Raw genomic sequence first — 25,667 nt, forward strand, 5'->3', positions numbered from 1 at the left:
TGTCGCTCCTTAACGCAGTTTCAGCGGAATGCCCGCGACGAGCAACGTGACCTCGTCGCACACCTCGGCGACACGCGCGTTGAGCGCGCCGAGGTGGTCGCGGAAGAGTCTGCCTGAACGCGTGGACGGGATGACGCCGAGGCCGACCTCCGCCGTCACCAGCACCAACCGCGTCCGGCAGGTGGCGACCGAACGCACGAGCGCGTCGACGTGGCTCTCGACCGCGTCCTGGGCCTTGCCCTCCCACGCGTGGTGGTCGTCGAGCACGCCGACCAGCCACGTCGACAGGTCGTCGACCAGGATCGGCGGGTCGTCGTACGAGGTCGCCGTGAGCAAGGCGGGCAGGTCGGACGGGGCCGCGGCCTCGACCGTGTGCCAGGTGGCGGGGCGACGCGCGACGTGCAGCGCGATGCGGTCGTCCCAGTCCGTGTCGTCCGGATATCGGCGCGCGGTGGCGACGTAGGTCACGGTCGCTTCGGTGAGCAGACCTTCCGCGTGCGCTGACTTGCCGGAACGCGCTCCTCCGAGCACGAGCGTGCGTGATGACAAGAGTTAGCCTTCGTCCATGGAATACCGCTGGCGCTACCAGGATGCACACGGACACGACGTCACGGGCCCGGATGTGACGTTCGCGGACCAGACCGAGGCGGAGGAGTGGTTCGGCGCCGCGTGGCGTGACCTGCTCGACGCCGGTGTCGACCAGGTCACGCTGCTGCGTGCGGAGTCGGAGGTGTACGGCCCGATGAGCCTGCACCCCGCGGGCTGATCAGCCCTGGGCGGTGAGCCTCGGGTCGTCGGTGACGACGCCCTCGAGGACCGCGTCGATCTCCTTCAGCATGTCGTCGGTGATCTCGACGTCGATGGCCTTGACGTTCTCGACGACCTGCTCGGGACGCGAGGCGCCGATGATCGCGGACGCGACGTTCGGGTTCTTCAGCACCCACGCGATGGCGAGCTGCGCCAGCGTGACGCCCGCGCCCTCGGCGATCGGCTTGAGCTTCTGGACCGCGTTGAGCACGTCGTCGCGCATCCAGCGTTCGATCATCTTCGAGCCGCGCTCGTCGGCCAGGCGCGAGCCCGCCGGTGCCTCGGCGCCCGGCAGGTACTTGCCGGTCAGGATGCCCTGGGCGATGGGGGAGAAGACGATCTGGCTGATGCCCTCGCGCTCGCAGACCGGGACGACCTGCGGCTCGATGACGCGCCACAGCATCGAGTACTGCGGCTGGTGCGAGATGAGCGGCACCCGCAGCTCACGGGCCAGCTCGGCGCCGCGGGTGATCTGCTCGGCGGTCCACTCGGAGACGCCGACGTAGAGGACCTTGCCCTGGCGGACGAGGTCGGCGAACGCCAGCATCGTCTCCTCCAGCGGCACGGAGTGGTCGTACCGGTGGGCCTGGTAGAGGTCGAGGTAGTCGGTCTGCAGGCGCTTCAAGGAGGCGTTGGCCGACTCCGTGATGTGCTTGCGGCCGAGACCGCGGTCGTTGGGGCCACCGGGGCCCGTCGGCCAGTAGCACTTGGTCAGGATCTCCAAGGACTCCCGCCGCTCGCCCTTGAGCGCCCTGCCGAGCACCGACTCCGCGGCGGTGTTCGCGTAGACGTCGGCGGTGTCGAAGGTGGTGATCCCCGACTCCAGTGCCGCCTTCACGCAGGCGTGCGCCTGCTCCTCCTCGATCTGGGAGCCGTGGGTGAGCCAGTTGCCGTAGGAGATCTCGCTGATGGACAGGCCGCTGCGGCCGAGACGACGGAACTTCATGCGGCCGAGCTTAGCCGAAATCGTTCGTGCTGCTAAAGACTTTCGGGTGCCCGCCAGACCAGCGAGTACCGCCAGAACACGCGCCTGCGCACACGGGCACCGGGAACGATCTCCGCGGCCGCGGCGCGGATCTCCGGCAGCGTCGGCGCCGTCATCACCATCGGCATCTCGGGGTCGTGCGGCTTGCCGCCGGTGCCCCTGACGGCCTTCGCGAGGCCGACGACGGCGTTCGCGGGCAGCGTGAACGCCTCTACCGCGCGGTCCGCCGGTGTTGACAGGCGGTAGAGACCGACGACGACCAGCAGCCCGCCCGGCGCCGTCAGCGCGGCGAGCCGGGCCAAACCCTCCCGCAACGGCAGGTGGTGCAGGCTCGCCTCGGCGGTGACGACGTCGTAGCGGCCGAGGTCGTGGGTGAGCACGTCGCCGTGGACCCACCGCACCCGGTCACTCGTCGCGCTCGCGCGTTCGATCATGCGCGCGCTGGCGTCGATCGCGGTGACCTCGCGGGCATCGACGGACCGTGCCAGTGCGCCCAGCCCGCAGCCGACGTCGAGCGCCGAACCGGCCCCGGACGGCAACTGCCGGAGCAGCCAGCGGCGGTACCACGCGTTGTGGTCCCACCGCAGCCTCTCCGGCAGCTGGAGCACCCGGTGCTACTTGATCGACTCGCCCGGCTTCACGCGCGGCTTGGGCACCCGCAGGCGCCGCAGCTGGCTCGCGCGGATGAACGAGTACCAGCCGATGGAGATGCCCTTGATCGGCTCCGCGGGGAACTTCGCCCGCACCTTGCGCGTGACGATCCGGCCCAGGATGAAGCCCTCGACGACCATCGCGATCAGCATGAACGTCGTCGCGAGCGTCGCGTACCGCTGCACCGCCAGCGACGGCGTGAGCAACGCCACGAAAACCAGGATCGCGAGCGGCATGAACAGGCCCATGAGGTTGCGCCGCGAGTCGACCAGGTCGCGGATGTACGCCTTGACCGGGCCCCGGTCGCGGGGCAGCAGGTACTTGTCCTCGCCCGCCATCATCCGCTGCCGGCGCTCGGTGGCGGCGGCACGGCGCTCTTCCTTGCTCACCTTGTTGCCGCGCATGCGCTTGAACGCCTCGCGCTGGGTGCGGGGCGGCGGCGGGACGGGACCCGAACGCCGGGCCTGGGCCTCGCGTCGCTTGGGCGTGGGCCTGCCCTTGCCCGCGGTGCGGGTGGACTCGGCGACCTCGGCGGCAGCCTCGGTGGGCGGGGCTTCGGTGTCGGCGGAGTTGCGGCGCAAGAACCTCACGGCACCAGGGTAGGACAGCGGGCTTTCTGTACCTTTCGCGAGGTGCGCGTACTCATTGCTCCGGACTGCTTCGGCGGCACCATGACCGCCCGCGAGGCCGCTGACGCCATCGCCACCGGCTGGACCGACGCCAAGCCCGGCGACGTCGTCGTCCAGCGCCCGCTCGCCGACGGAGGTCCCGGTTTCGTCGACGTCCTGCACGCCGCCCTCGACGGTGATATCCGATATATCAGCGTGACGGGCCCGCTCGGCGACCCCGTCGGCGCGCGCTGGCTCAGCGCGGACGTCGACGGCCGCCGCGTCGCCTACGTCGAGTCCGCCGAGGCGTGCGGCCTGCACCTCATCCCCGCGGACCGGCGTGCCGAGTCGTGCGAGACGGCGACGACGCGAGGTGTCGGCGAGATCATCGCGGCGGCGGCCGCGGACAGCGACGTCATCGTCGTCGGCCTCGGCGGCTCCGGCACGACGGACGGCGGCGCCGGAATGCTCGCCGCGCTGTCCGACGCCGGCGTCGACCTGACTGATATATCGCTCGTCGCCGCGTCCGACGTCGAGAACCCGCTCCTCGGCCCGCACGGCGCCGCACGCACGTTCGGCCCGCAGAAGGGCGCGTCCCCCGAGGCCGTCGAACGCCTCGAAGCGAAGCTCGCCGCGATGGAGGTGCTCAAGCCCGTATCCGATATATCGGGTGCCGGTGCCGCGGGTGGCCTGGGCGCGGCACTGCTCTCGCTGGGCGCGACGGTGCAGTCCGGCGCCAACCTCGTCCGCGAGCTCTCGGGCCTGGACGCCGCGCTCGACGACGCCGACGTCGTCATCACCGGCGAGGGCAGCTTCGACTGGCAGTCGCTGCGCGGCAAGCTCATCACCGCCGTCGCCTCGGGTGCGGCCGACCGCGGCATCCCGTGCCTCGCCATCGCGGGCCAGGTCAGCGTCGGGCGGCGGGAGATGGGAGCGGCGGGCGTGCAGGAGGCGTACTCGGTCTCCGAGCACGTCGGCTCGGTCGAGAAGTCGATCGGCGACGCCCGCAACAGCCTGATCGCGACGGCGCGGCACGTCGCCGGCCAGTGGTCGCGTTAGAGCACGGGTTCGGTCGAACTGATATATCGGTCGGCTCGAGCGTGGTCGACCTGACAGTTGACACCCGGGCACCACGACCCGGCCTTGTGGGAGCATGGGAGTGGAACAAGGCGGGGCACGCCCGTGTTGTGTACGGGTGAACCGCCCGCAGAGGACCTCTTAGGAGAGCCATGACGACCGCTCAGGATGCCGCTTCGACCACCCAGGCGCCCAGCCACGGCGTGACGCTGACCGACGCGGCCGCCTCCAAGGCGAAGGCGCTTCTCGACCAGGAGGGCCGCGACGACATGCACCTGCGCATCGCCGTCCAGCCCGGCGGCTGCGCGGGTCTGCGCTACCAGCTGTTCTTCGACGAGCGCTCGCTCGACGGTGACGCGCTGGTCGACTTCAACGGCATGAAGGTCGCCGTTGACCGCATGAGCGCGCCGTACGTCGAAGGCGCCGTCATCGACTTCGTGGACACGATCGAGAAGCAGGGCTTCACGATCGACAACCCGAACGCCGGCGGGTCGTGCGCCTGCGGCGACTCGTTCCACTGAGCCAACGACGCACGTGAGGCCGCGTTCCCGCACCGCTGGGGAACGCGGCCTCACGCTGTGCGGACCGGGTCAGACGCCGTAGTCGGCCATGCCCTCCACCTGGTGCGCGCACCGCTCGTCGACCTGCCACGGCGCGGCGCCGCGGGCAGCGGGGAGGGGGTGCTCGGGGTGGGTCAGGGCGAAGGGGAGCTGCGCGCAGTCGTCGATCAGCTCGCTCATCGTGGTCGCTTCGGGAGTCGTCACCACTTGACCGTATTGCGGCGCTCTGACCAGTGGTAGCCCTACCAAACGGTAGTCTTCGGAGTCGCACTCACCAGGGTGAGTGATCACTCATCGCAACATCAACAAGAGGAGCCGACGTGCCGGTAGCCGTGTGCGGCAGCATCGCGACCGACCATCTGATGCACTTCCCAGGTCGATTCGCGGACCAGCTGGTCGCGGAGCGCCTCGACCGCGTGTCGCTGAGCTTCCTGGTCGACGACCTCGTGGTCCGGCGCGGCGGCATCGGCGCGAACATCGCGTTCGGTCTCGGTGTGCTCGGCGTGCGGCCGGTGCTCGTCGGAGCAGTCGGCGCCGACTTCGCCGACTACCGCTCGTGGCTCGAGCGGCACGGCGTCGACACGTCCGGCGTGTACGTGTCGGAGATCGCGCACACCGCGCGGTTCGTCTGCACGACGGACGACGACATGTGCCAGATCGCGTCCTTCTACGCGGGCGCGATGGCCGAGTCGCGCAACATCGAGCTCGCGCCGATCGCGGAGCGCGCCGGGGCCATCGACCTGGTCGTCATCAGCCCCGACGACCCCGCGGCCATGCTCCGCCACGCCGAGGAGTGCCGTCAGCGCGGCTACCGGTTCGCCGTCGACCCGTCGCAGCAGCTCGCCCGCATGGACGGTGAGCAGGCGCGCGCGTTCGTCGACGGCGCCGAGTTCCTCTTCAGCAACGACTACGAGTGGGAGCTGCTGCTGCAGAAGACCGGCTGGAACGAGGCCGACGTCCTGGCCCGCGTCGGCAGGCGCGTCACCACGCTCGGCGCCAAGGGCGTCGAGATCGTCGACCGCCACGGCTTCTCGCTGCACGTCCCCGCCGTCCCCGAGGTCGCGAAGACCGACCCGACCGGTGTCGGCGACGGCTTCCGCGCGGGCTTCCTCGCGGGCTTCACCGCCGGTCTGGGTCTCGAACGCGCCGCCCAGCTCGGCTCGCTGATCGCCGTCGAGGTGCTCGAGACCGTGGGCACCCAGGAGTGGGTGCTGGACCGTGACGCGGCTCTCGACCGCCTGCGCGGCGCGTTCGGTGACGAGGCCGTCGAGGAGATCGCCCCCGTCCTGCCATGATCGGCTGATGGGGAAGTACCTGTACGGCGACACCGGTGAGTCGCCTGATCCGAAGTTCGACGCGCTGAGCTCACTGCTCGACGAGGGCACCTTCGCCCGCGCCGGGCAGCTCGGCGTCGCCGACGGCTGGCGCTGTCTCGAGATCGGGGGCGGCGGCGGGTCGGTGGCGAACTGGCTCGCCGACGCCGTCGCTCCCTCCGGCCACGTCACCGTGACCGACCTCGACGTGTCGCGGCTCGAGGAGCGCGACAACGTCACCGTCCTGGAGCACGACGTGGCGTCCGGCGTCCTGCCGGGCAACGCGTTCGACCTGGTCCACGCCCGCCTCGTGCTCTTCCACCTGCCGTCGCGCGAGACGGTCCTGCGCAAGCTGCGCGACGCGCTGAGGCCCGGCGGCTGGCTGGTGCTGGAGGAGTTCGACCACCTGCCGCTCGACATCGTCTCGGCCGCCCCCGACGACGCGAAGCTGATCATGCGCGTGAAGAACGCCCTGCTCACGCTGCTCGACCAGGCGGGTGCCGAGCTGGCCTGGGGTGCGCGCATCGAGAAGGCCCTCGCCGACACCGGCCTGCGCGACGTCAGCGGTGCGCGCGAGGTGCAGGAGTGGCGGGGCGGCTCGGCCGGCTGCCGGATGCTCGCCGCCACCGCGAGCCTGGTGCGCGCGAAGCTGCCGCTCACCGACGACGAGTTCGACCGCTATCTGGAACTGATGGCCGCGCCGCAGACCGTCGTCAGCTCGTACGCGATCTGCAGCGCCCAGGGCCGCAGGTAGAGACGTCCAGGGGCCCCTCCGCGGAGGGGCCCCTGGACGTGCGGGTCAGAGCTTGACCGGGTACTGCGGCTCCGGCACGACCGGCTGGATCCTGGCCTCGACGAAGATGCCGTGCCAGATCATGAACACCAGCAGCGCCCAGATGCGGCGGCTGTGGTCGAGCACGCCGGAGCGGTGCTCCTCGATCAGCCGCAGCACCGCGCCCTTGTCGATGTACCGGTCGGTCTGCGACGAACGCACCACGTCCACGGCCCAGTCGTGCATCTCGTCCTTGAGCCAGTGCCGGATCGGCACCGGGAAGCCGAGCTTGCGGCGGTTCAGCACGTGCGCGGGCACGATGTCGCGGATCGCCTTGCGCAGCGCGAACTTCGTGGTGTCCGGCGTGATCTTGAGGTCGCTCGGGATCTGCGACGCGATCCGGAAGACCTCCGGGTCGAGGAACGGCACCCGCAGCTCCAGCGAGTTCGCCATCGTCATCTTGTCGGCCTTGACCAGGATGTCGCCGCGCAGCCACGTGAACAGGTCCACGTGCTGCATCCGCGTCACCGGGTCCCAGTCGCGCGACTCGCGGTACGGCTGGGCCGTGACGTCCATGTGGGACACAGCCGGGTCGTACGTCCGCAGCACCTGGCGCAGGTGGTCGTCGAGGAAGATGCGCGCGTTGCCGTAGTAGCGCTCCTCCAGCGTGAGCGCGCCGCGACGCAGCAAGTCCTTGCCCCGCACGCCGTGCGGGATCTTCGTCGAGACCTTGCCCATCGCCTTGCGCAGCGCGCCGGGCACCTTCTCGAACGCCGCCAGCGACAACGGCTCGCGGTAGATCGTGTACCCGCCGAACAGCTCGTCCGCGCCCTCGCCGGACAGCACCACCTTCACGTGCTGCCGCGCCTCACGGGCGATGAACCACAGCGGCACCAGCGCCGGGTCCGCCACCGGGTCGTCGAGGTACCAGGTGATCAGCGGCAGCGCGTCCATCATCTCCTGCGCGCTGACCGTGCGGACGACGTGCTTCACCCCGATCAGCGCAGCCGACTCCGCGGCCACGTCGACCTCGGAGAAGCCCTGGCGCTCGAACCCCGTCGTGAACGTGATCAGGTCCGGGTTGTGCTCCTTGGCGAGCGCCGCCACGACCGTCGAGTCGATGCCGCCGGACAGGAACGAGCCGACCGTCACGTCCGCGCGCATGTGCTTGGCGACCGAGTCGCGCAGCGCGGCGGTGATGTCGTCGTACAGCGCGTTCGCCTCGGCCTCGCTGCGCACGGTGCGGACCTTGAAGCTGGCGGGGAAGTAGCGCTCGAACTTCGGCCGCGTGCCCGGCGTGAGCGTGAACGAGTGTCCCGACTCGACACGCGAGATCTGCTCGTGCAGCGACTCGGGCTCCGGCACGTACTGCAGCGTGAGGTAGTGCTGCAGGCCCTTGACGTTCATCGTCGGCTCGATGCCGAGGGACGAGGCGATCTCCAGCAGGATCTTCTTCTCACTGGCGAACGCGACACCGCGCCTGCCCTGCGCCCAGTACAAGGGCTTGATGCCGAACGGGTCGCGGCCGCCGTAGAGCACGTCGCGCTCGGAGTCCCAGATGATGAAGGCGAACATGCCGCGCAGGCGCGTGATCGCGGCCTGGCCGAGGTAGTGGTAGGCGGCGACGATCGTCTCGGTGTCGCCGTCGGTGTGGAAGACCGCGCCGTGCCTCTCGGTGAGCTCGGCCCGCAGCTCCAGGTAGTTGTAGATCTCGCCGTTGAAGTTGATCGTGTACCGGTTCGGCGACTCCGGCGGTCCCCAGGTCAGCGGCTGGTGGGAGTGCTCGATGTCGATGATGGCGAGCCGGTTGAAGCCGAAGACGACCTCGTCCACCCGCCGGGTTCCGCTCTCGTCAGGCCCGCGGTGACGCATGCAGCGCAGCGCCGCCTCCACCGCAGGCCGTGCGTTCTCCGCCTCGTTCTCGCTGGGGCAAACAAGTCCTGCCAGGCCGCACAAGGCTCTCGCACCTCTCAAGGAACAGGAAGGGGAAGACCACGGGGAAGCCCCCAGTATGCCGAAGGGGGTCCCTGTGACCGAAACTGCACCGCAGCGGCGGTGCCCCCGAGGGGTGAGCGTCGTTCAGCTGAGCTACGCTCCCGCTTGATCCGTTGGCATGGAACGAGGAGGCGGGCGAGCAGTGGGCCTGAAGGAGGGCACCAGGGCATCCCGGCTGGTGAAGACCGCTGGGCTGGTCGGCCTGGTCGGTATCGGGGCCACCGGTTGCTCCACGGACGAGGTGCTGCGCTTCGGATGGCCTCAGGCCGTCACGCCGCAGGCCGAGGAGATGCGCGAGCTCTGGACCTGGTCCGTGATCGCGGCGCTGGTCGTCGGCGTCATCGTGTGGGGCCTGATCCTGTGGTCGGTGGTGTTCCACCGCAAGAAGTCGGAAGAGCTGCCGCGTCAGACCGCGTACAACCTCCCGCTGGAGGTCGTGCTCATCGTCGTGCCGACGGTGATCGTGGCGGTGTTGTTCTACTTCACGGCCGTGACGCAGAACTACGTGACGGACAAGTCGGGCAAGCCGGACGTGGCCGTCGACGTCATCGGGTTCCAGTGGAACTGGGAGTTCCAGTACCCCGACCACAAGACCGAAGAGGGCAACGTGGTCAGCACGGTCGGCACCTCGGGCGAGATCCCGGTGATGGTGCTCCCGGCCGGCAAGCGCATCCAGTTCTCGCTGCGCTCGACCGACGTCATCCACTCGTTCTTCGTGCCGGAGTTCCACTTCAAGCGGGACGTCTTCCCGATGCCGGAGAAGAACAACCAGGACAACGTCTTCCAGATCGACCAGATCGACCGGCCCGGCGCGTTCGTCGGCCGCTGCGCCGAGCTGTGCGGCTCCTACCACGCGATGATGAACTTCGAGGTCCGCGCCCTGGAGTCGGACGACTTCGACCGGTACATCGAGCTGCGCAAGCAGGTCAACGAGAAGACGGGCAAGCCGTACACCACGGCCGAGGCGCTCGCGCAGGTCAACTGCGGTGAGCTGTGTGCGCCGCTGGCCACCACGACCACCCCGTTCAACACCGACCGGACGGCTCGTGAAGCCTCCGGCGCGGGTCAGAAGTAGGGACACGCCCCCGCGATGAAGATCGAAGCTCGCGTATTCGACCTGGTGATGGCCTTCTCGTTCCTGATGGCCATCGTCTACGGCTACTGGACGCACCTGGCCACCGGACACGTCGAGCCCACCGGCACGGTGGCGCTCGCGCTGTCCGGCGGTCTGGCCCTCATCACCGGCACCTACTTCCGGTTCGTCGCCCGTCGCATCGAGGTCCGTCCGGAGGACAACCCCGAGGCCGAGGTCTCCGACGGTGCCGGTGAGCTGGGCTTCTTCAGCCCCGGCTCGTACTGGCCGGTCGGCCTCGCGGCCGCGGCCGCGATCACCGGTGTCGCCGTGGCGTTCTGGCAGGTGTGGCTGCTGGTCGTCGCCGTCGTCCTGGTGCTGGTCGCCGTCGGCGGTCTGGTGTTCGAGTACCACACCGGCCCCAACCACGACTGATATCCGATATATCGGATACTTGCGAGGCCCCCTCCCCGGTGGAGGGGGCCTTCGTCGTCTCGCAGGACGATAAATCGATATGTGATATATCGCATATCAGTTTGCGTCCTTCACGCGAAAAGGGCCCGTGCCGCCGAGCTGGCGGGACGGGCCCTTTTCGCAGGTGCTGAGGACTTACGCGGCGGCGGGAAGCTTCTCCGGCGTCTTCTGGTACGCGTCGACGTACTCCTGGCCGCTCAGGTCGAGGATGCGGTAGATGATCTCGTCGGTGACGCTGCGCAGGACCGGAAGCGAGTCCTGCATGCCGTCGTACCGGCTGAAGTCGAGCGGCTCGCCGAACCGGACCGTCACCGGCACGATCTTCGGGAACTTGCTGCCGACCGGCTGGACCTTGTCCGTGCCGATGATGCCGACGGGCACGACGGGGGCACCGGACTCCAGCGCCATGCGCGCCACACCGGTGCGACCGCGGTGGAGCTTGCCGTCGAGCGACCGGGTGCCCTCCGGGTAGATGGCGAAGGCGTCACCGCGGGCGAGGATCTCGGCGGCCGTGTCGAGCGCGGCACGGGCGTCACGGCCCTTGCCGCGGTGCACCGGCACGTGACCGAGCGACGAGAAGAACCAGCGCGACAACGACCCCTTCAGGCCCGTGCCGGTGAAGTACTCCGCCTTCGCGAGGAACGACACACGACGCGGCACCACCATCGGGATCACGACGCTGTCGATGAAGCTGAGGTGGTTGGCCGCCAGGATGACGGGCCCGTCGGCAGGGATGTTCTCCAGCCCGTCGACCACCGGGCGGTAGACGACACGGGCTGCGCGCGCGACGACGTGCTTCATCACCGGGTAGAGAACCATGCCTCCAGCATTCCAGGTGAGGATTGCCACGACGTTGCCACGTGGCGTGCATCTCGGGTCCATCACTCGCTCGGACTACGAAAGTCCAGCGGTCGTGCGAGCTGGGTCACCCGTCGGCGACGACGTGTGACGAAACACGCGTGACGCAGCGGTCACGACCCGGGACGCGACGCGAAACGGACGAGGGCGCGAAACCGGCCGCATCGGTCGGGGGACCTGGGTGTCGCCGGCAAGCCGCCGACTGGAACCAGCAGCCCGGCCTGGCCGGCGGTGAGGCCCGGCAGAGATGAGGCTCAGTCGACGATCGGGCTCAGCCAGCGATCGGGCTCAGCCAGCGCCTCGGGCTCAGCCAGCGCCTCGGCTTCAGTCGGCAGCCGAGCGCAGCAGGCGGTCGCGCCCAGCCAGTGCTCTGGCCCGAGTCGACGATGCCCTCTCCGCTCCGGCACGGGCAGCCTCCGGCACCGGCAGCCTCTGGCCACGCCAGCTCTGAGCCCGCCAGGCACCGGTCTCGCCCGGCCTCGGCCCCGCCAGGCCCCGTCCCGGACGCACCGCGTCCGGGACCCGATCGAGCCGAAGCCCGGCCTCAGCCCTTCAGGGCCTGTGAGAGCTCCGCCCAGCGGCTCAGCAGCGTCGCCGCCCTGCCCGAGTCGATGGCGTCCGCCGCGCGGCTCAGCGAGGCCGTCAGGTCGGCGTGCAGGTCGTCGGAGAACCCGCCGTGCGCCGCGATGGCGCCCGCGGCGTTCACGAGCACGGCGTCGCGCACGGACCCGGTCTTGCCGGCCACGAGGTCGCGGACCACCTCGGCGTTGACGGACGCGTCGCCGCCCTTCAGGTCCTCCTCGCGGGCGGGCTGCACGCCCAGCGCCGCCGGGTCGATGGTCTCGGTGCGCACCACGCCGTCCTGGGCGAGCCAGGCGGACGTGGTCGTGGTCGTGGTGATCTCGTCGAGGCCGTCGTCGCCGCGCACGACCAGGGCGGTGTTGTTCCTGCGTGCGAACACGCCGGCGATCAGCGGTGCCGCGGACGCCCGCGCGCAGCCGATCAGGCCGACGGTGGGCTGTGCCGGGTTCGTCAGGGGGCCGAGCAGGTTGAACGAGGTCGGGATGCCGATCTCACGCCGCACCGGGCCCGCGTGGCGGAAGCCGGGGTGGAACACCGGCGCGAAGCAGAAGCCGATGCCCAGCTCGCCCACGGTGGCCCGCACGCCCTCCGGCGGCAGGTCGATGGCGACGCCGAGGGCCTCCAGGACGTCCGCCGTGCCGCACTGCGACGACGCCGCACGGTTGCCGTGCTTCACGACCGGGACGCCCGCCGCGGCCGTGACGATCGCGGCCATCGTCGAAATGTTCACCGAACCGGAATGATCGCCGCCGGTGCCCACGATGTCGGCCGCCCGCACGTCCACGGTGAAGCGGCGCGCGTGGTTCAGCATCATCGTGGCGAGGCCGTCGACCTCCTCCGGCGTCTCGCCCTTCGCGCGCAGCGCGACGATGAACGCCGAGATCTGCGCAGGGGTCGCCTCGCCGGACATCACCCTGTCCATGCCCCACGCGGTGTCGTCCGCGGTCAGGTCGACGCCGTCGATCAGGCGGTTGAGCAGCGAGGACCAGGTGCGTTCAGCCATGCCGGCTCAGCCCTTGACGACGGGAACAGCCGAGCTCCGCAGCACCTCGGCCACGGTCTCGGCGGCGGCCAGCGGGTCGAGCGGGTGCACCAGCACCGCGTCGGCCTGCGACCAGGTGGCGAGCCAGCGGTCGTCCTTGCGGCGGACCGCGACGACGACCGGCGGGCAGTCGGTGATCTCGTTCTTGAGCTGGCGGGACAGGCCCATGCCGCCGGTCGGCTGCGCCTCGCCGTCGAGGATCAGCAGGTCGACGGTGGTGTTGTCGACCTCGTAGAGGACGTCGGCGATCGTCCCCGCCTCGACGAACTCGACGCGGGGCAGGTCGGGGGCCGGGCGGCGGCCGACCGCGGTGATGATCGTCTCACGCACCTCGGGGCGGTGGCTGAACACCAGGATCTTCGTGGTCTGCGTGCTCATGTCTCGATCCTCCGCTGCGGCTGCCGACTGCGGTCCTAAGCAACGACCCCGGAAAAGTGACCAAGGTCGCCGCGATGCTATCGGGCGGTCTCCCGCTCGGGTTGCAGGGCGTCCCACCCCAGGGCGTCGCCACCCAGCCGCTGCGCCAGCGAGGCCATCCGCGACCGCTCCTGGGCGCAGTGCAGCGCGTCCAGCTTCTGCACCCGGCTGGCGAGCGACACGTCCCCCGCGACGACCACCCAGCCGTCCGGTTCGAGCAGCTCACGCGCACGTTCCACCTGGTCAGCGGGGATGCGCAGGTGGTGGCGCAGCACAGCGGGCTCGTCGGCCCGCCACCGCGGGGAGCGGGCCAGGGCGGCCGAGTCGGCCTCCGCGACGTCGAACGCCTCCGCGACCACGACGAGGTCCGGGTCGTCGGCCGACAGCGCGGGTTCCTCCTCGCGGCGCAGCAGATCCCGCAATCGGCCCAGCAAGCTCATCCTCTGCTCTCCTCCACGATCACGCGCTGTGTGACCCAGCCGACCCATGATCCGCGCCGGACCCGATGGGCGGACCAAAAAAGCGCAAGCAATAATGCTGCTCGTGACCACGGCAGCGCCTTCAATCGGCCAGCGCGTGCACTCGCTGAACCGCCCGAACATGGTCAGCGTCGGCACGATCGTCTGGCTGTCCAGCGAGCTCATGTTCTTCGCTGGCCTCTTCGCCATGTTCTTCACGGCGAAGGCCCAGAACGAGGGACCTTGGCCCCCGCCTCCCACCCACCTGAACCTCCCCTACGCGGCGGTCTTCACGACCATCCTGGTCGCGTCGTCGTTCACCTGTCAGTGGGGTGTGTTCGCGGCGGAGCGGGGAGACGTCTTCGGTCTGCGTCGCTGGTACATCGTGACGCTGATCATGGGAGCGATCTTCGTCGCCGGTCAGGCGGGTGAGTACTACGAGCTGGTCCACGCGGGCACGACGATCCCGTCGGGCGCCTACGGGACGGTGTTCTACCTGACGACCGGCTTCCACGGCCTGCACGTCATCGGCGGTCTGATCGCGTTCGTCTACCTGTTGATCCGGACGAAGCTCAGCAAGTTCACGCCGGCACAGGCCACCTCGGCGATCGTCGTGTCGTACTACTGGCACTTCGTCGACGTCGTGTGGATCGGCCTGTTCGCCATCATCTACATCGTGCCCTGACCTAGTCAGCACGCAGCCAAGCCACGAGCTCCCGAACTGACAGCAAGGGTTGCCGCACACCATGACCACCACGACGAAACGCCCCCGCGGCGCCCGCACGAAGCTGCGCCGCCGGGTCGCCGGAATGCTCGCCCTGGGCTTCGCCCTGCTGAGCGCCGGCATGCTGTTCGCCGCCTTCGCGCCGCAGGCGCAGACCGCCCAGGCGCAGCAGGAGGACGCCCTGGTCCGCCAGGGTGAGCAGATCTACCTCAACACCTGCATGAGCTGCCACGGCAAGTCTCTCGAGGGTGTCGAGGGCCGCGGGCCGAGCCTCATCGGCGTCGGCGACGCCGCGGTCTACTTCCAGACTTCCTCCGGCCGCATGCCCATGTCGCGGCAGGAGGCGCAGGCCATCCGCAAGCCCGCGAAGCTCTCCCCCGAGGAGATCAACGCGCTGATGGCCTACATCACCGCGAACGGTGGCGAGGGCCCGGAGAAGCCCGCCCAGTCCGGTGAGGCCCTGCGTGGCGACAACCCCGCCCGCGGCGGCGAGCTCTTCCGCCTCAACTGCGCCAGCTGCCACAACTTCACGGGTCGTGGCGGCGCGCTCTCGTCCGGCAAGTTCGCGCCCGCCCTCGACGGGGTGAGCGAGGAGCAGATCTACACGGCGATGCTGAGCGGCCCGCAGAACATGCCGAAGTTCGGCGAGCGGCAGCTCACGCCGGAAGAGAAGAAAGACATCATCGCGTACGTCAAGTCGGTCACCGACGGAAAGAACAACTCCGGCGGCAACGCCCTGGGCGGGTTCGGTCCCGTCTCCGAGGGCCTGATCGCGTTCATCGTGGGCATCGCCGCGCTCATCGGCGTGACCCTCTGGATCGGAGCCAAGGCATGAGCGGCGACAAGCCGATCGAGCTGCCCAGCGAGGCGGAGCTCGCGGAGATGAGCCGGGACGAGCTCGTCAAGCTCGGCACGAAGATGGACGGCGTCGAGCTCGTCCACTACGAGGAGAAGTTCCCGGTCCCCGGCACCCGCGCCGAGCGTCGCGCTCAGCGGTCGGTGGCGGTGTGGTTCCTCATCTCCGCGCTGTCCGGCATCGCGTTCCTCGGGGTGTTCCTGTTCTGGCCGTGGGAGTACGAGTCCCCGTCCAACGAGACCGGTCACTTCCTGCACAGCCTCTACAACCCGCTGATCGGCCTGTTCCTGGGCCTGTCGGTGGTCGGTCTGGGCGTCGGCGCGCTGCTGTACACCAAGAAGTTCCTCCCCGACGAGCTCGCGGTGCAGCAGCGCCACGACGGCCCGTCGGCCGCCGTCGACCGCGCGACCCTGGTCGCGGAGCTCGCCGACGCGGGTGAGCGCAGCGGCATCGGCCGCCGCAGCCTGATCAAGCGCACCGCGGGCCTCGGCGCCGGCGTGCTGGGCCTGGGCGTCGCGGCTGTCCCGCTCGGCGCGATGATGAAGAACCCGCACACCGACAGCGAGACCAAGAACTCGCTCTGGCACACCAGCTGGAAGCCGGAGAAGCCGGGCGAGAAGGTCTACCTGCGCCGTCACACCGGTGACTTCCACGAGGTCTCGCTCGTGCGCCCGGAGGACATCGAGCCGGGCGGCTTCGAGACGGTCTTCCCGTTCCGCGAGTCGGAGCGCGGCGACAACCACGCGCTGGTCGCGGCCCTCAAGCGGGCCGATGCGCCGGTCATGCTCATCCGCATGCGTCCGAACCAGGCGATCACCAAGCGCGCCGGCCAGGAGGACTTCAACTACGGCGACCTCTACGCGTACTCGAAGATCTGCACGCACCTGGGCTGCCCGACGTCGCTGTTCGAGCAGCAGACCGGTCTGCTGCTGTGCCCGTGCCACCAGTCGCAGTTCGACGTCTTCGAATACGCGAAGCCGCGGTTCGGCCCGGCGACGCGTCCTCTTCCCCAGCTTCCGATCACTGTGGACGAAGAGGGATACTTGGTTGCCCGCAGCGACTTCATCGAGGCTGTGGGTCCGGCGTTCTGGGAGCGGAAGTCATGAGTGCCATCACCACGCCGACGAAGCCGGCCAACGCGGCCGCGCGCGTCGCAGGGGCGGCGGCCAACGCTGCCGACGAGCGGTTCCACGGAGCGTCCGGAATCCGCAAGCAGCTGAACAAGGTCTTCCCGACGCACTGGTCGTTCCTGCTCGGTGAGATCGCGCTCTACAGCTTCATCGTCCTGCTGCTGTCGGGTACGTACCTCGCCCTGTTCTTCGACCCGTCGATGACCGAGGTCACCTACAACGGTTCGTTCGAGAACCTGCGCGGCATCGAGATGTCACGGGCGTTCGCGTCCACCCTGGACATCTCGTTCGAGACGCGCGGCGGCCTGTTCGTCCGCCAGGTGCACCACTGGGCGGCACTGCTGTTCATGGGCGCGATCGTCGTCCACATGTTCCGGATCTTCTTCACCGGCGCGTTCCGCAAGCCGCGTGAGATCAACTGGGTCATCGGCATCGTGCTGTTCATGCTCGGCGCCATCGAGGGCTTCCTCGGCTACTCGCTGCCGGACGACCTGCTCTCGGGCACCGGTCTCCGCGTCATGGCGGCGCTGCTGATCTCGTTCCCGGTCATCGGCACGTGGCTGAACTGGCTGATGTTCGGCGGGGAGTTCCCCGGCACGGACATCATCCCGCTGCTCTACACCGCGCACATCCTGATCATCCCGGCGATCATCCTGGGTCTGATCGCGGCGCACCTCGCGCTGGTCTGGTACCAGAAGCACACGCAGTTCCCGGGCGTGGGCCGCAAGGAGACCAACGTCGTCGGCGTCCGCATCATGCCGGTGTTCGCGGCCAAGGGCGGTGGCTTCTTCGCCATCGTCGTCGGTGTCATCGCGATCATGGGTGGCGTCTTCCAGATCAACCCGATCTGGAACATCGGCCCGTACAACCCCGCGCAGGTCTCCGCCGGCTCGCAGCCCGACTGGTACATGGGCTGGACCGACGGCCTGGTCCGCATCTGGCCCGCGTGGGAGTTCTACCTGGGCAACTACACGATCCCGGCGCCGTTCCTGCCGTTCATCCTCGGTCTGCCGCTGCTGACCGGCATCGCGGCGGTGTACCCGTGGATCGAGCGCAAGATGACCAAGGACTACGCGCACCACAACCTGCTGCAGCGCCCGCGTGACGTTCCGGTCCGCACCGCGCTCGGCTGGATGGCGATCACGTACTTCATGGTCCTGCTGCTGATGGGCGCGAACGACATCTTCGCCTACAAGTTCGACATCTCGTTGAACCTGACGACGTGGATGGGCCGGATCGGCATGCTGGTCCTGCCGCCGATCGCGTACTTCATCACGTACCGCATCTGCATCGGCCTGCAGCGCGCGGACCGCGAGGTGCTCGAGCACGGTGTCGAGACCGGCATCATCAAGCGCCTGCCGCACGGCGAGTTCATCGAGATCCACCAGCCGCTCGGCCCGGTGGACGACCACGGCCACCCGATCCCGCTCGCCTACCAGGGCGCGTCGGTGCCGAAGAAGATGAACAAGCTCGGCTCTGCCGGTCACCCGGTCGCCGGCAGCACGTGGTCGCCGGACCCGGTCGAGGAGACCGTGGCCCTGGAGAACGCGCGTGCGCGCAAGCACGTCACCGAAGGCACCAGCGCCGAGGACACGGCAAGCGAGCTCGCGGGCAAGCCTGCCGACCCCAAGGTCTGACCTTCCAGGACAGCGAAAGGCCCCCGTGGACTTCCACGGGGGCCTTTCGCGTGGGGCTGTGGCGGCTCGGGCCTACTGGTCGTCCAGGCCGATCGAGAACGCGGCCTCGTCGTCGCGCTTCGAGTAGCTGCGGAACGCGATGTGCGTGTCGGTGTTCAGCACGCCCTCGACCTTGCTGATCTTGCCGGGGACCAGCGCGGCCAGGTCCTCGTGCTTGCTGACGCGGACCAGCGCGATCAGGTCGACGTCGCCCGCGCAGGAGTACACCTCCGTGACTCCGTCGATGTCGGCGATCTCCTGCGCGGCCTCGGGAATGCGTTCGGCGGCGGCCTGGATCAGCACGATGGCGGTGACCACGGCGTCCTCCTCGGGTCTTGGGCTCGGCTCTGGGCTCCGGTGTCTCGAGCATCCGTAGTCTGCCCTACCCGGTGATCGGCGGCGTGCTGCCCAGGCCGGTTCGGACGGGTGGGTGCGGCGCGGGGCCGGTTGCACCGGCTTCACGTCCGGCGTGGTCAGTTCCAGTGGTCGTGGATCGGGCGGGCACCGGCGGCCTGCTCGGCCCACGGCACCCAGGCCGCCGCGGCACCGGCGGGGGACGACCAGGGCTGGTCCGCGTACACGAGGCGGGTGCCCGGCTGGTCCAGCCAGCGCAGGACGACACCGGTCTCCTCCGGCGGAGCGCCCCGCAGCGGCCCGGCTGTCGGCACGACCGTCTCCGCCGAGGCGACGAGCGCGTCCACCACCGGCATCGGGCGGGTGCCGCGACGGGCCACACCGGCCGAGGCCAGCCGGCCGTAGCGGACCACGGAGAACTCCCAGCCGCCCTCGCGGTCCGGGCGGGCCGCCACGAGCTGGGGGAGCGCGGCGAGAGCCGCCAGGCGCTGGGCCCGGTCGAGGGAGCGGACCAGGCCCGCCAGGCGGTCGCGGCGGCGCGCGGCCTCCTCGAAGCGTTCGGCGGAGGCGAGACCGGTGAGCTGGGTGACGAGGGTGCGCAGCGGGTCCGCGTTGCGGCCGAGGACCAGGTCCTGCACCGCGACGACGGCGGGGGCGTACTCCTCGACGCTCTGGTGACCGGCGCACGGGGCCTTGCAGCGGCCCAGCTCGGCGAGGGCGCAGGGGGTGGCTTTCTGGTTGGCCGCCGGGATCTTGATCTTGCACGAGCGGAGCGGGACGGCGTCCAGCAGGGCGTCCGCCACCGCCTCGGCGGCCTGGCGGGTGCGGAACGGCCCCAGCGCGCCGTCCTTGGGGGTCCTGACGAGCGAGATGCGCGGGAACGGCTCCTCGGTCAGCACCAGCCACCAGGCGTGGTGCGGGTTCTTCGACCGGCGGTTGTAAGCGGGGCGGTGCGCTCTCAGGAGGCGCAGCTCGCGGACCTCCGCCTCCAGCGGGTGGGCGCACTCGACCGCGTCCACCCGCACCGCCAGCGCGACCATCTCCCGCAACCGGCGGCGGCCCTCGCTCGCGGTGAAGTACTGGCGGACGCGACGGCGCAGGTCGGAGGCCGTGCCGACGTAGAGCACCTCCTCCTTGGGGCCGCGGAAGAGGTACACGCCCGGCTTCGACGGCAGGTGCGCGGCCAGCGAGCGTTTGCGGCGCTGCTCCGGGGTGACCTCCGGCAGGTACGCCAGCAGCTCTTCGAGCGAGTGCACGCCGACGTTGCCGACTCGTTCGAGCAGCGCGTGCAGCACCTCGACGGTCGTCTTGGCGTCGGCCAGGGCGCGGTGCGTGGGCCTCGTGGCCGTGCGGAACAGGTCGGCGAGGGCGGACAGGCGGCAGGACGGGGCCTCGTCGCGGCTCAGCACCCTCCGCGCCAGCTTCACCGTGCACACCACCGGCGGTTTGGGCCACCGGTAGCCCTGCCGCTCGCAGGCGGCCTTCATGAAGCTCACGTCGAAGCCCGAGTTGTGCGCCACCAGCACCGCTCCGGCCGCGAACTCCAGGAACGCGGGCAGCACCGTCCGCATCGTCGGCGCGCCCGTCACCATCAGCTGTGTGATGCCGGTCAACTGCGCGACCTGGGGCGGGATGCCGCGTTCCGGGTCGACGAGCGTCGCGAACTCGCCGAGCACCCGGCCGCCCCGGATCTTCACCGCGCCGATCTCGGTGACGGCGTCCTCCTCGGCGCTGCCGCCCGTCGTCTCCAGGTCGAAGACGACGAAGGTGGTGTCGCGCAAGGGCGTCCCGAGCTCGTCGAAGGACAGTTGTCCGGTCACGGCGCCGACGTTAGCGGCGGGGTCTGACAATTTTCACCGCTGATCCTTTCGGGAGGCCGTGACCTGCGGCTGCTCCATTGGGGTGGTGGTGTGATCTTTTTCCGGGCCGTTGTTCCCACGGGCGGAGATGTCCGTGCGCTGCCCGTGGAGAAGGGCTCTAGCCTGTGGGGGTGCCCGACCCGATGCCCGAGCCCGAGATCGACCAGCCAGCCGAGGAGGCAGGCGAGTCCGCTGTGGACTGGTCGGCTCTGCCGGAGCCGCTGCGGGTGAGGCTCGCGGAGCTGGCCGCGGACGCGCTGGGCGAGATGGCGAAGGTCGACGTTCCGCAGCACCTGCGGCCGGTGGCGAGGTTCGCCCCGACCAAACGCGCGCGGCTGGGCGGGGCACAGGTCGTGGCGGGGCTGCGGGACTCCGCGAACTTCCGCACCGCCGTCGTGGAGTGGCTGCGCAAGAACCGGCCGTCCACGTTGGAGGTGACGGCACCGGACCCGGTGACGGCGGCCGCCGCGGCGGTGCTGACCGGGGACGAGGTCGCGCCGCACTACGTGGAGCTGGTGTCGCGGCGCGTGGGCGACGCGACGCTGCGGGCCGAGCGGGACGCGGCGGTCCAGCGCGCGGAGCGGATGGAAGGTGAGCTGGAACGGCTGCGGGCCGAACGCAGCCAGCTCGGCACCGCCGCCGAACGCGTCCGCGCGGAGGCCGAGGTCGAGCTGGAACGCCTGCGCAAGCGGTTGCGCGAACAGGGCGTGAAGCTGCGCGAGGCCAAGGACGCCGCCGAGGCCGCGGCCGCCGAGGCGACCAAGATCCAGGAACGCGCCGCGGAGGAGGTCAAACGCCTCACCGCGGAACGCGACCGCGAACGTGAACGGGCCGAGACCGAGCGGGGCAAGGCACAGCGCGCCATCGCGGACGCCGAGGTGGCGCGTCAGTCCGCGCGCGAGGCCCGGCAGGCCGACGAGGTGCGGCTCGCGTTGCTCGTGGACACCCTCGACGGCGCCGTCACAGGACTGCGCCGTGAACTGGCCCTCGGGGGCAGCGGACCCCGTCCCGCCGACCTCGTGCGAGGCGCCAGCGCGTCGCAGGGCGCCGTGGGACGCGTGGAAGACCCGGCTGCACTCGACCGGCTGCTGGCGTTGCCCGCCGTGCACCTGGTGGTGGACGGCTACAACGTCACCAAGACCGGCTATCCGGAACTGTCGCTGTCAGACCAACGCGACCGCCTCGTCCACCAGCTCGCGGTGCTCGCCGCGCGCACGGGCGCGGAAGTCACGTTGGTGTTCGACGGCGCGGGTGTCGTCGCTGTGCCCGCGGCGGCCCCTCGGGGCGTGCGCGTGCTCTTCAGCGACCCCGGCGTCTTGGCCGACGACGTGATCCGCGCGCTGGTCACGGCAGAGCCGGAAGGGCGTCCCGTGGTGGTGGTGACGTCAGACCGCGCCGTCGCCGATTCGGTACGCCGCAGGGGTGCACACCCTGTACCGTCCGCAGTCTTGCTGGCCCGTCTCGGGCGCGTTTGATCACCCGGTAGCCTGACGCCGTCGATCTTGGCGGTCTTGTTCTGGCGAGGGGGATCGGCGACCTCATGTCGCGCAAGCTCACCCGTTTCTTCCTGGTTGTCGTCGTGCTGCTCTCGGCCATGCCGGCTGTGTCCCTGGCCGCCCAGCCGGCCGATCCCGCGCGCGCGTACGCCGACCTCACGGCGCAGGCGACGAAGCTCAACGAGGAAGTCCTGCGAGCTCAGGAGGACCTCGTCCAGCGCCGCGCGGAGCTCGACCGGGCGAGCGCCACCGTCGCGGCCGCGCAGGAGGTGGAGAAGCAGGCCAAAGCCGAGGAGAACGACTTCCGCGGCCAGGTCGACCTCATCACGCAGGCGTCGTTCGAGGGCGCCCGCTTCAACCAGCTGTCGGCCCTGCTCGTCGCGGACTCCCAGCAGGACTTCCTGAACCGCCTCGAGATGATGCGCATCCTCGCCACCGACCGCGCCGAGTCCCTCGCCCGCCTCTCCGGCGCGGTGGAGAAGGCCCGCCAGGCACACCAGGTGGCGGAGACCGCCCGAGACCGGGCCGCCGAAGCCGCCTCGGCCGCCGAACGCCTCAAGGCTGACCTGGACGAACGCAACCGCGCACTGCAGGGGCAGATCAGCGAGGTGCGGACAGCCCTGACCAGGCTGCCGGCCCCCGTCGCGGCACAGCTGAAGGACCCCGGCGACACGTCCAAGGTCGAGGTGCCCCAGGGCGTGGCCGGTCTGGCGCTGGCGTTCGCGCTGGCACGGCGCGGCGACGAGTACAGCTACGGCGCCACCGGCCCCACCTCGTGGGACTGCGCCGGCCTCACCATGAAGGCGTACGCGGCAGCCGGCGTCGCGATCCCGCGCACGTCCGGGGGCCAGGCCGTGATCGGCCGCCCGGTCGGCAGGGGCGAGGTCCGCGGCGGCGACCTGATCATCTACTACGGCAGCCGCTCGCACGTGGCGATGGCGGTCGACAACACCCGCGCCGTCCACGCCTCGACCGAGGGGCAACCGGTGAAGATCGCCCCGATCGACGCCATCGGCCCGATCTCGGTCATCCGGCGCATCGAAGGCTGACGTCGCGCCGAGGGCTGCGTCGGACCGGGGCGTGACGGCCAGCTGGGGGAGGCGTCGGGCTGGGGCATGGCGTCGGACCGGGGGCTGACGGGGGTGTTGCGAGCTAGCTGGTTGGCAGGGCGCGGGCCGACGGTGTGGCGTGGGCAGGCGGCGTAGCGGGCGATGGTGTGGCTCTGGCCGGTGGTGAGACGCGGCTTGGCGGTCCGGCGCTGACTGGCGATGTCGCGCTGACTGGCGGTGACAAGGCCCGGCGGTGACACGGCTTGGCGGTGACACGGCTTGGCGGCGCGATGCGGTTCGGCGGCGTGAGGCGGCTGGCGGCCCGGCGGCATGGCGTGGCTGGTGGCGTGGCTCGGTCGACGATGCGGTGAGGACCTGGTGGTTCGGGTTCGGCGTGGCGATCCACCCGTCTGCCTTGCGAGTTCACCCGGCCATGCCGCAAGCCGCACCACTAGCCTTGCGCCGGTGAAGCACCTCCGGACGTTGCTGGCGATCACGGTCGCCATGACGTTCCTGCTCGGCCTGACCGTCGCGCTGCGTCCAGTCGCGGTGCCCGGCGAGGACGTCCGGTGCGAGCAGGCTGTGCTGACGGTGTCGTCCGGCACCGTGACAAGCAGTTCCTGTGACGGCGAACTCGCGCAACGCGTCGTCGGGATGGTCGACGAGTCAGTGCGCGGCGTCGCCGATATATTGGATATCAGCTGGGCGGAACGCGTCGACGTCGTCGTGCCGTCGTCCGATCTTGAGTTGGTGGCGCTCGTCGGGCCGGCGTTCGCGGACATGGCTGGTGTCGCGATCCGCGACGAGTCCGGTCAGCGGGTGGTTCTGAACCGGGCACGCACGGCGCCGTTGTCGGACCTCGAACTGCGCGTGTTGCTGCGTCACGAGATCACCCATGTCGCGACGCGTGACCTCACGTCGGACTCGGCCCCGCTGTGGCTGGTCGAGGGCTTCGCCGACTGGGTGGCCTTCCACGGGCTCGGGCTGTCGCTGCGGCAGGCCGCGCCGGCGCTGACCCCGGACGTCGCGGCGGTTCCCACCGACTTCGGCGGACCTGGCCGCGAACTCGCCTACCAGCAGGCGTACTCGATCATGGTCTACCTGGAGTCGACGCTCGGTGAGCGCGGTGTCGTCGACTTCTTCCGGCGGCACGCGTCGATGTCCGCGGTGGACTTGGGTGACGTCGACGTCGCGGGCTGGCGTGCGTTCCTGGAGTCGCGCATCGGATAGCGTTGGCCCGTGCGCCGAACCCTGCTGGTGACCAACGACTTCCCGCCCCGTCCCGGTGGCATCCAGTCCTACCTGCACGCTTTGGCGACACGGCTGCCCGCGGACTCCCTCGTCGTGTACGCGCCGAAGTGGAAGGGCGCCGAGGAGTTTGACGCCAAGCAGCCCTTCCCGGTGGTGCGGCACCCCACGACGCTGATGCTGCCGACCCCGGACGTCCTGAATCGCGCCCGCGACATCGCCCGCGCCGAGTCCTGCGACGCCGCGTGGTTTGGTGCCGCGGCTCCTCTCGCGCTGCTCGCGCCGTCACTCGGCTTGAGCCGTGCGGTCGCGTCCACGCACGGGCACGAGGTCGGCTGGTCGATGCTTCCGGTGGCACGGCAGGCATTGCGGGCCATCGGGTCCGGTGTGGACGTCGTGACGTACGTCAGCAAGTACACCCGCTCGCGCTTCGCCGCGGCGTTCGGCCCGATGGCGGCACTGGAACACCTGCCGTCCGGTGTGGACACCGACCTGTACCGCCCGGATCCGGCGGCCCGCGCCGAGATGCGCCGCCGGTACGGCCTGGGTGACCGGCCGGTGATCGTGTGCGTGTCGCGGCTGGTGCCGCGCAAAGGGCAGGACGTGCTGATCCACGCACTGCCGCTGATCCAGCGGTCGGTGCCGGACGCCGCGCTGCTGATCGTCGGAGGCGGACCGTACCGGGGCACCTTGGAGAAGCTGGCCGACGGCAACCGCGACGTCGTGCTGACCGGGTCGGTGCCGTGGGAGGAACTGCCCGCGCACTACAACGCCGGTGACGTCTTCGCGATGCCGTGCCGCACCCGCGGCCGTGGCCTTGACGTCGAGGGACTCGGCATCGTCTACCTCGAGGCGTCGGCGGCGGGACTGCCGGTGGTGGCCGGACGGTCCGGCGGCGCGCCGGAGACGGTGCTCAACGGCACCACCGGCAACGTCGTCGACGGCCGCGACGTCGAGGACGTCGCCGAGAAGGTCGCCGCACTGCTCGCCGACCCGGAGACGGCCAAGAAGATGGGCCGCGCCGGGCGGGAGTGGGTGAGCGACAACTGGCGCTGGGACCAGTTGGCACACCGCCTCGAAAACTTGATCGGCTGACGAAGACTTGATCGACTGACGTCGACCGACCTCGAAGACGCCCTGCGTCGATGTCCATGTGGACGTCAACATTGACGCGGACGCGGACGCGGATGTGGACGCGGATGTGGACGTCGACATCGACATCGACATGGCTGTCGACACGAACGTGGACATGGCTGTCGACATGAACGTCAATCTGGACGCGGACGTGGACATGGCCGTCAACGTCGACTTGGGCGGAGGCATACCGTCAAGGTCGACATCGACGCAGGTGTCAATGTCGACGTCCATGTTGACGTCCACGTCGATCGTCGAGTCGGCGATCACGTTGCTGATCTATATGAGGTGTACGCCCTCATGTCTGTACTGGACATGGTGGACAGGGGCATCGTCATGGTTGACGAATCGACTCAGTAGTCGATTCGTCAACTGACAACGTTGTCATCCGCGCGACATGTTGCCCCGCAAACGGAGACCAGCCAGTGATCAAGACCCAGGCGGCGAGCGCGATATACGGGATATCGCAC

The 25,667-nt window shown here is 70.0% G+C and carries 28 protein-coding genes; 16 read left to right on the plus strand and 12 right to left on the minus strand.

Features of this window, described 5'->3' with window-relative positions; translation table 11 throughout:
* Positions 1-9 precede the first annotated feature (9 nt).
* Positions 10-549 carry a bifunctional adenosylcobinamide kinase/adenosylcobinamide-phosphate guanylyltransferase gene (gene cobU, locus BLT23_RS32060; RefSeq protein WP_090056240.1) on the minus strand — a complete coding sequence of 180 codons (540 nt, stop codon included), beginning with the start codon at positions 547-549 and terminating at the stop codon, positions 10-12.
* A gap of 16 nt (positions 550-565) precedes the next feature.
* On the opposite strand from cobU, the gene BLT23_RS32065 reads away from it, so the two are divergent.
* Complete coding sequence (locus BLT23_RS32065) at positions 566-766, plus strand: hypothetical protein (RefSeq protein ID WP_090056244.1); 201 nt, start codon at positions 566-568, stop codon at positions 764-766.
* Here the strand turns inward: BLT23_RS32065 and BLT23_RS32070 are convergent, their stop codons facing one another.
* The 3 genes from BLT23_RS32070 to BLT23_RS32080 are packed head-to-tail and all read right to left on the minus strand — an operon-like array spanning position 767 to position 3,033.
* Complete coding sequence (locus tag BLT23_RS32070) at positions 767-1,753, minus strand: aldo/keto reductase family protein (RefSeq protein ID WP_090056248.1); 987 nt, start codon at positions 1,751-1,753, stop codon at positions 767-769.
* 32 nt (positions 1,754-1,785) lie between these two features.
* Positions 1,786-2,400: a class I SAM-dependent methyltransferase gene (locus BLT23_RS32075; protein ID WP_090056252.1), complete on the minus strand. Its 615-nt coding sequence runs from the start codon at positions 2,398-2,400 to the stop codon at positions 1,786-1,788.
* Positions 2,401-2,406: 6 nt separating this feature from the next.
* On the minus strand, positions 2,407-3,033 hold the full coding sequence (locus tag BLT23_RS32080) for a DUF3043 domain-containing protein (RefSeq protein ID WP_090056256.1): 627 nt from the start codon (positions 3,031-3,033) through the stop codon (positions 2,407-2,409).
* Positions 3,034-3,075: 42 nt separating this feature from the next.
* On the opposite strand from BLT23_RS32080, the gene BLT23_RS32085 reads away from it, so the two are divergent.
* Both BLT23_RS32085 and BLT23_RS32090 read left to right on the plus strand, forming a co-directional pair.
* Positions 3,076-4,110, plus strand: a complete 1,035-nt coding sequence (locus tag BLT23_RS32085; RefSeq protein WP_090056259.1) for a glycerate kinase family protein — start codon at positions 3,076-3,078, stop codon at positions 4,108-4,110.
* Between the two features lie 170 nt (positions 4,111-4,280).
* A complete protein-coding gene (locus BLT23_RS32090) occupies positions 4,281-4,649 on the plus strand; it encodes a HesB/IscA family protein (protein WP_090056262.1) in 369 nt (122 codons plus the stop codon).
* 69 nt (positions 4,650-4,718) lie between these two features.
* Here BLT23_RS32090 and BLT23_RS41080 read toward each other — a convergent pair whose 3' ends face one another.
* The gene (locus BLT23_RS41080; RefSeq protein ID WP_176947017.1) at positions 4,719-4,892 is read right to left on the minus strand and encodes a hypothetical protein; all 174 of its coding nucleotides are present in this window, start codon (positions 4,890-4,892) and stop codon (positions 4,719-4,721) included.
* Positions 4,893-5,050: 158 nt separating this feature from the next.
* Here BLT23_RS41080 and BLT23_RS32095 point away from each other — a divergent pair, with 158 nt between their 5' ends.
* Positions 5,051-5,983, plus strand: a complete 933-nt coding sequence (locus BLT23_RS32095) for a carbohydrate kinase family protein (RefSeq protein WP_090056864.1) — start codon at positions 5,051-5,053, stop codon at positions 5,981-5,983.
* A gap of 7 nt (positions 5,984-5,990) precedes the next feature.
* Positions 5,991-6,755 (plus strand): class I SAM-dependent methyltransferase, encoded by a 765-nt coding sequence (locus tag BLT23_RS32100; protein ID WP_090056266.1) that lies wholly within the window; start codon positions 5,991-5,993, stop codon positions 6,753-6,755.
* 45 nt (positions 6,756-6,800) lie between these two features.
* Here the strand turns inward: BLT23_RS32100 and asnB are convergent, their stop codons facing one another.
* Complete coding sequence (asnB, locus tag BLT23_RS32105; protein WP_090056271.1) at positions 6,801-8,729, minus strand: asparagine synthase (glutamine-hydrolyzing); 1,929 nt, start codon at positions 8,727-8,729, stop codon at positions 6,801-6,803.
* A gap of 181 nt (positions 8,730-8,910) precedes the next feature.
* On the opposite strand from asnB, the gene ctaC reads away from it, so the two are divergent.
* Both ctaC and BLT23_RS32115 read left to right on the plus strand, forming a co-directional pair.
* Entirely contained in the window at positions 8,911-9,843 is a 933-nt protein-coding gene (gene ctaC / locus BLT23_RS32110) for an aa3-type cytochrome oxidase subunit II (RefSeq protein ID WP_425434433.1), read from the plus strand.
* A 15-nt stretch (positions 9,844-9,858) separates the two neighbouring features.
* Entirely contained in the window at positions 9,859-10,275 is a 417-nt protein-coding gene (locus BLT23_RS32115; RefSeq protein WP_090056275.1) for a cytochrome c oxidase subunit 4, read from the plus strand.
* 174 nt (positions 10,276-10,449) lie between these two features.
* Here the strand turns inward: BLT23_RS32115 and BLT23_RS32120 are convergent, their stop codons facing one another.
* The 4 genes from BLT23_RS32120 to BLT23_RS32135 form a co-directional block, all read right to left on the minus strand.
* Positions 10,450-11,133: a lysophospholipid acyltransferase family protein gene (locus BLT23_RS32120; protein ID WP_090056279.1), complete on the minus strand. Its 684-nt coding sequence runs from the start codon at positions 11,131-11,133 to the stop codon at positions 10,450-10,452.
* A 583-nt stretch (positions 11,134-11,716) separates the two neighbouring features.
* Positions 11,717-12,757: an anthranilate phosphoribosyltransferase gene (trpD, locus tag BLT23_RS32125; protein WP_090056283.1), complete on the minus strand. Its 1,041-nt coding sequence runs from the start codon at positions 12,755-12,757 to the stop codon at positions 11,717-11,719.
* A 6-nt stretch (positions 12,758-12,763) separates the two neighbouring features.
* Positions 12,764-13,174 carry a hypothetical protein gene (locus tag BLT23_RS32130; protein WP_090056286.1) on the minus strand — a complete coding sequence of 137 codons (411 nt, stop codon included), beginning with the start codon at positions 13,172-13,174 and terminating at the stop codon, positions 12,764-12,766.
* Positions 13,175-13,251: 77 nt separating this feature from the next.
* Entirely contained in the window at positions 13,252-13,653 is a 402-nt protein-coding gene (locus tag BLT23_RS32135) for a hypothetical protein (protein WP_090056288.1), read from the minus strand.
* Positions 13,654-13,747: 94 nt separating this feature from the next.
* On the opposite strand from BLT23_RS32135, the gene ctaE reads away from it, so the two are divergent.
* The 4 genes from ctaE (at position 13,748) to qcrB (ending at position 18,018) form a co-directional block, all read left to right on the plus strand.
* A complete protein-coding gene (ctaE, locus tag BLT23_RS32140; protein ID WP_090056292.1) occupies positions 13,748-14,356 on the plus strand; it encodes an aa3-type cytochrome oxidase subunit III in 609 nt (202 codons plus the stop codon).
* A 61-nt stretch (positions 14,357-14,417) separates the two neighbouring features.
* Positions 14,418-15,230: a cytochrome bc1 complex diheme cytochrome c subunit gene (gene qcrC, locus BLT23_RS32145; RefSeq protein ID WP_090056296.1), complete on the plus strand. Its 813-nt coding sequence runs from the start codon at positions 14,418-14,420 to the stop codon at positions 15,228-15,230.
* The gene (gene qcrA / locus BLT23_RS32150) at positions 15,227-16,357 is read left to right on the plus strand and encodes a cytochrome bc1 complex Rieske iron-sulfur subunit (protein ID WP_090056299.1); all 1,131 of its coding nucleotides are present in this window, start codon (positions 15,227-15,229) and stop codon (positions 16,355-16,357) included. The genes qcrC and qcrA overlap by 4 nt, the downstream gene beginning before the upstream one ends.
* Positions 16,354-18,018, plus strand: coding sequence for a cytochrome bc1 complex cytochrome b subunit (gene qcrB, locus BLT23_RS32155; protein ID WP_090056303.1), 1,665 nt, complete (start codon positions 16,354-16,356; stop codon positions 18,016-18,018). The genes qcrA and qcrB overlap by 4 nt, the downstream gene beginning before the upstream one ends.
* 72 nt (positions 18,019-18,090) lie before the next feature.
* On the opposite strand, the gene BLT23_RS32160 is transcribed toward qcrB, so the two are convergent.
* Entirely contained in the window at positions 18,091-18,375 is a 285-nt protein-coding gene (locus BLT23_RS32160; protein ID WP_090056307.1) for an Lrp/AsnC family transcriptional regulator, read from the minus strand.
* A 155-nt stretch (positions 18,376-18,530) separates the two neighbouring features.
* A complete protein-coding gene (locus tag BLT23_RS32165) occupies positions 18,531-20,231 on the minus strand; it encodes a DEDD exonuclease domain-containing protein (protein ID WP_090056310.1) in 1,701 nt (566 codons plus the stop codon).
* Positions 20,232-20,413: 182 nt separating this feature from the next.
* Between BLT23_RS32165 and BLT23_RS32170 the strand changes: the two genes are divergently transcribed.
* The 5 genes from BLT23_RS32170 to BLT23_RS32190 all read left to right on the plus strand — a co-directional run bounded on the left by BLT23_RS32170 (position 20,414) and on the right by BLT23_RS32190 (position 25,573).
* Positions 20,414-21,745: an NYN domain-containing protein gene (locus tag BLT23_RS32170; protein ID WP_090056872.1), complete on the plus strand. Its 1,332-nt coding sequence runs from the start codon at positions 20,414-20,416 to the stop codon at positions 21,743-21,745.
* Positions 21,746-21,810: 65 nt separating this feature from the next.
* Entirely contained in the window at positions 21,811-22,815 is a 1,005-nt protein-coding gene (locus BLT23_RS32175; RefSeq protein WP_090056313.1) for a C40 family peptidase, read from the plus strand.
* Positions 22,816-23,280: 465 nt separating this feature from the next.
* A complete protein-coding gene (locus tag BLT23_RS32180; RefSeq protein WP_090056317.1) occupies positions 23,281-24,045 on the plus strand; it encodes a hypothetical protein in 765 nt (254 codons plus the stop codon).
* 9 nt (positions 24,046-24,054) lie between these two features.
* Positions 24,055-25,158 carry a glycosyltransferase family 4 protein gene (locus BLT23_RS32185; protein WP_090056321.1) on the plus strand — a complete coding sequence of 368 codons (1,104 nt, stop codon included), beginning with the start codon at positions 24,055-24,057 and terminating at the stop codon, positions 25,156-25,158.
* A 58-nt stretch (positions 25,159-25,216) separates the two neighbouring features.
* On the plus strand, positions 25,217-25,573 hold the full coding sequence (locus BLT23_RS32190; protein WP_090056324.1) for a hypothetical protein: 357 nt from the start codon (positions 25,217-25,219) through the stop codon (positions 25,571-25,573).
* Positions 25,574-25,667 lie beyond the last annotated feature (94 nt).

This window comes from Lentzea fradiae (assembly GCF_900100955.1).
Classification (GTDB): Bacteria; Actinomycetota; Actinomycetes; order Mycobacteriales; family Pseudonocardiaceae; genus Lentzea; species Lentzea fradiae.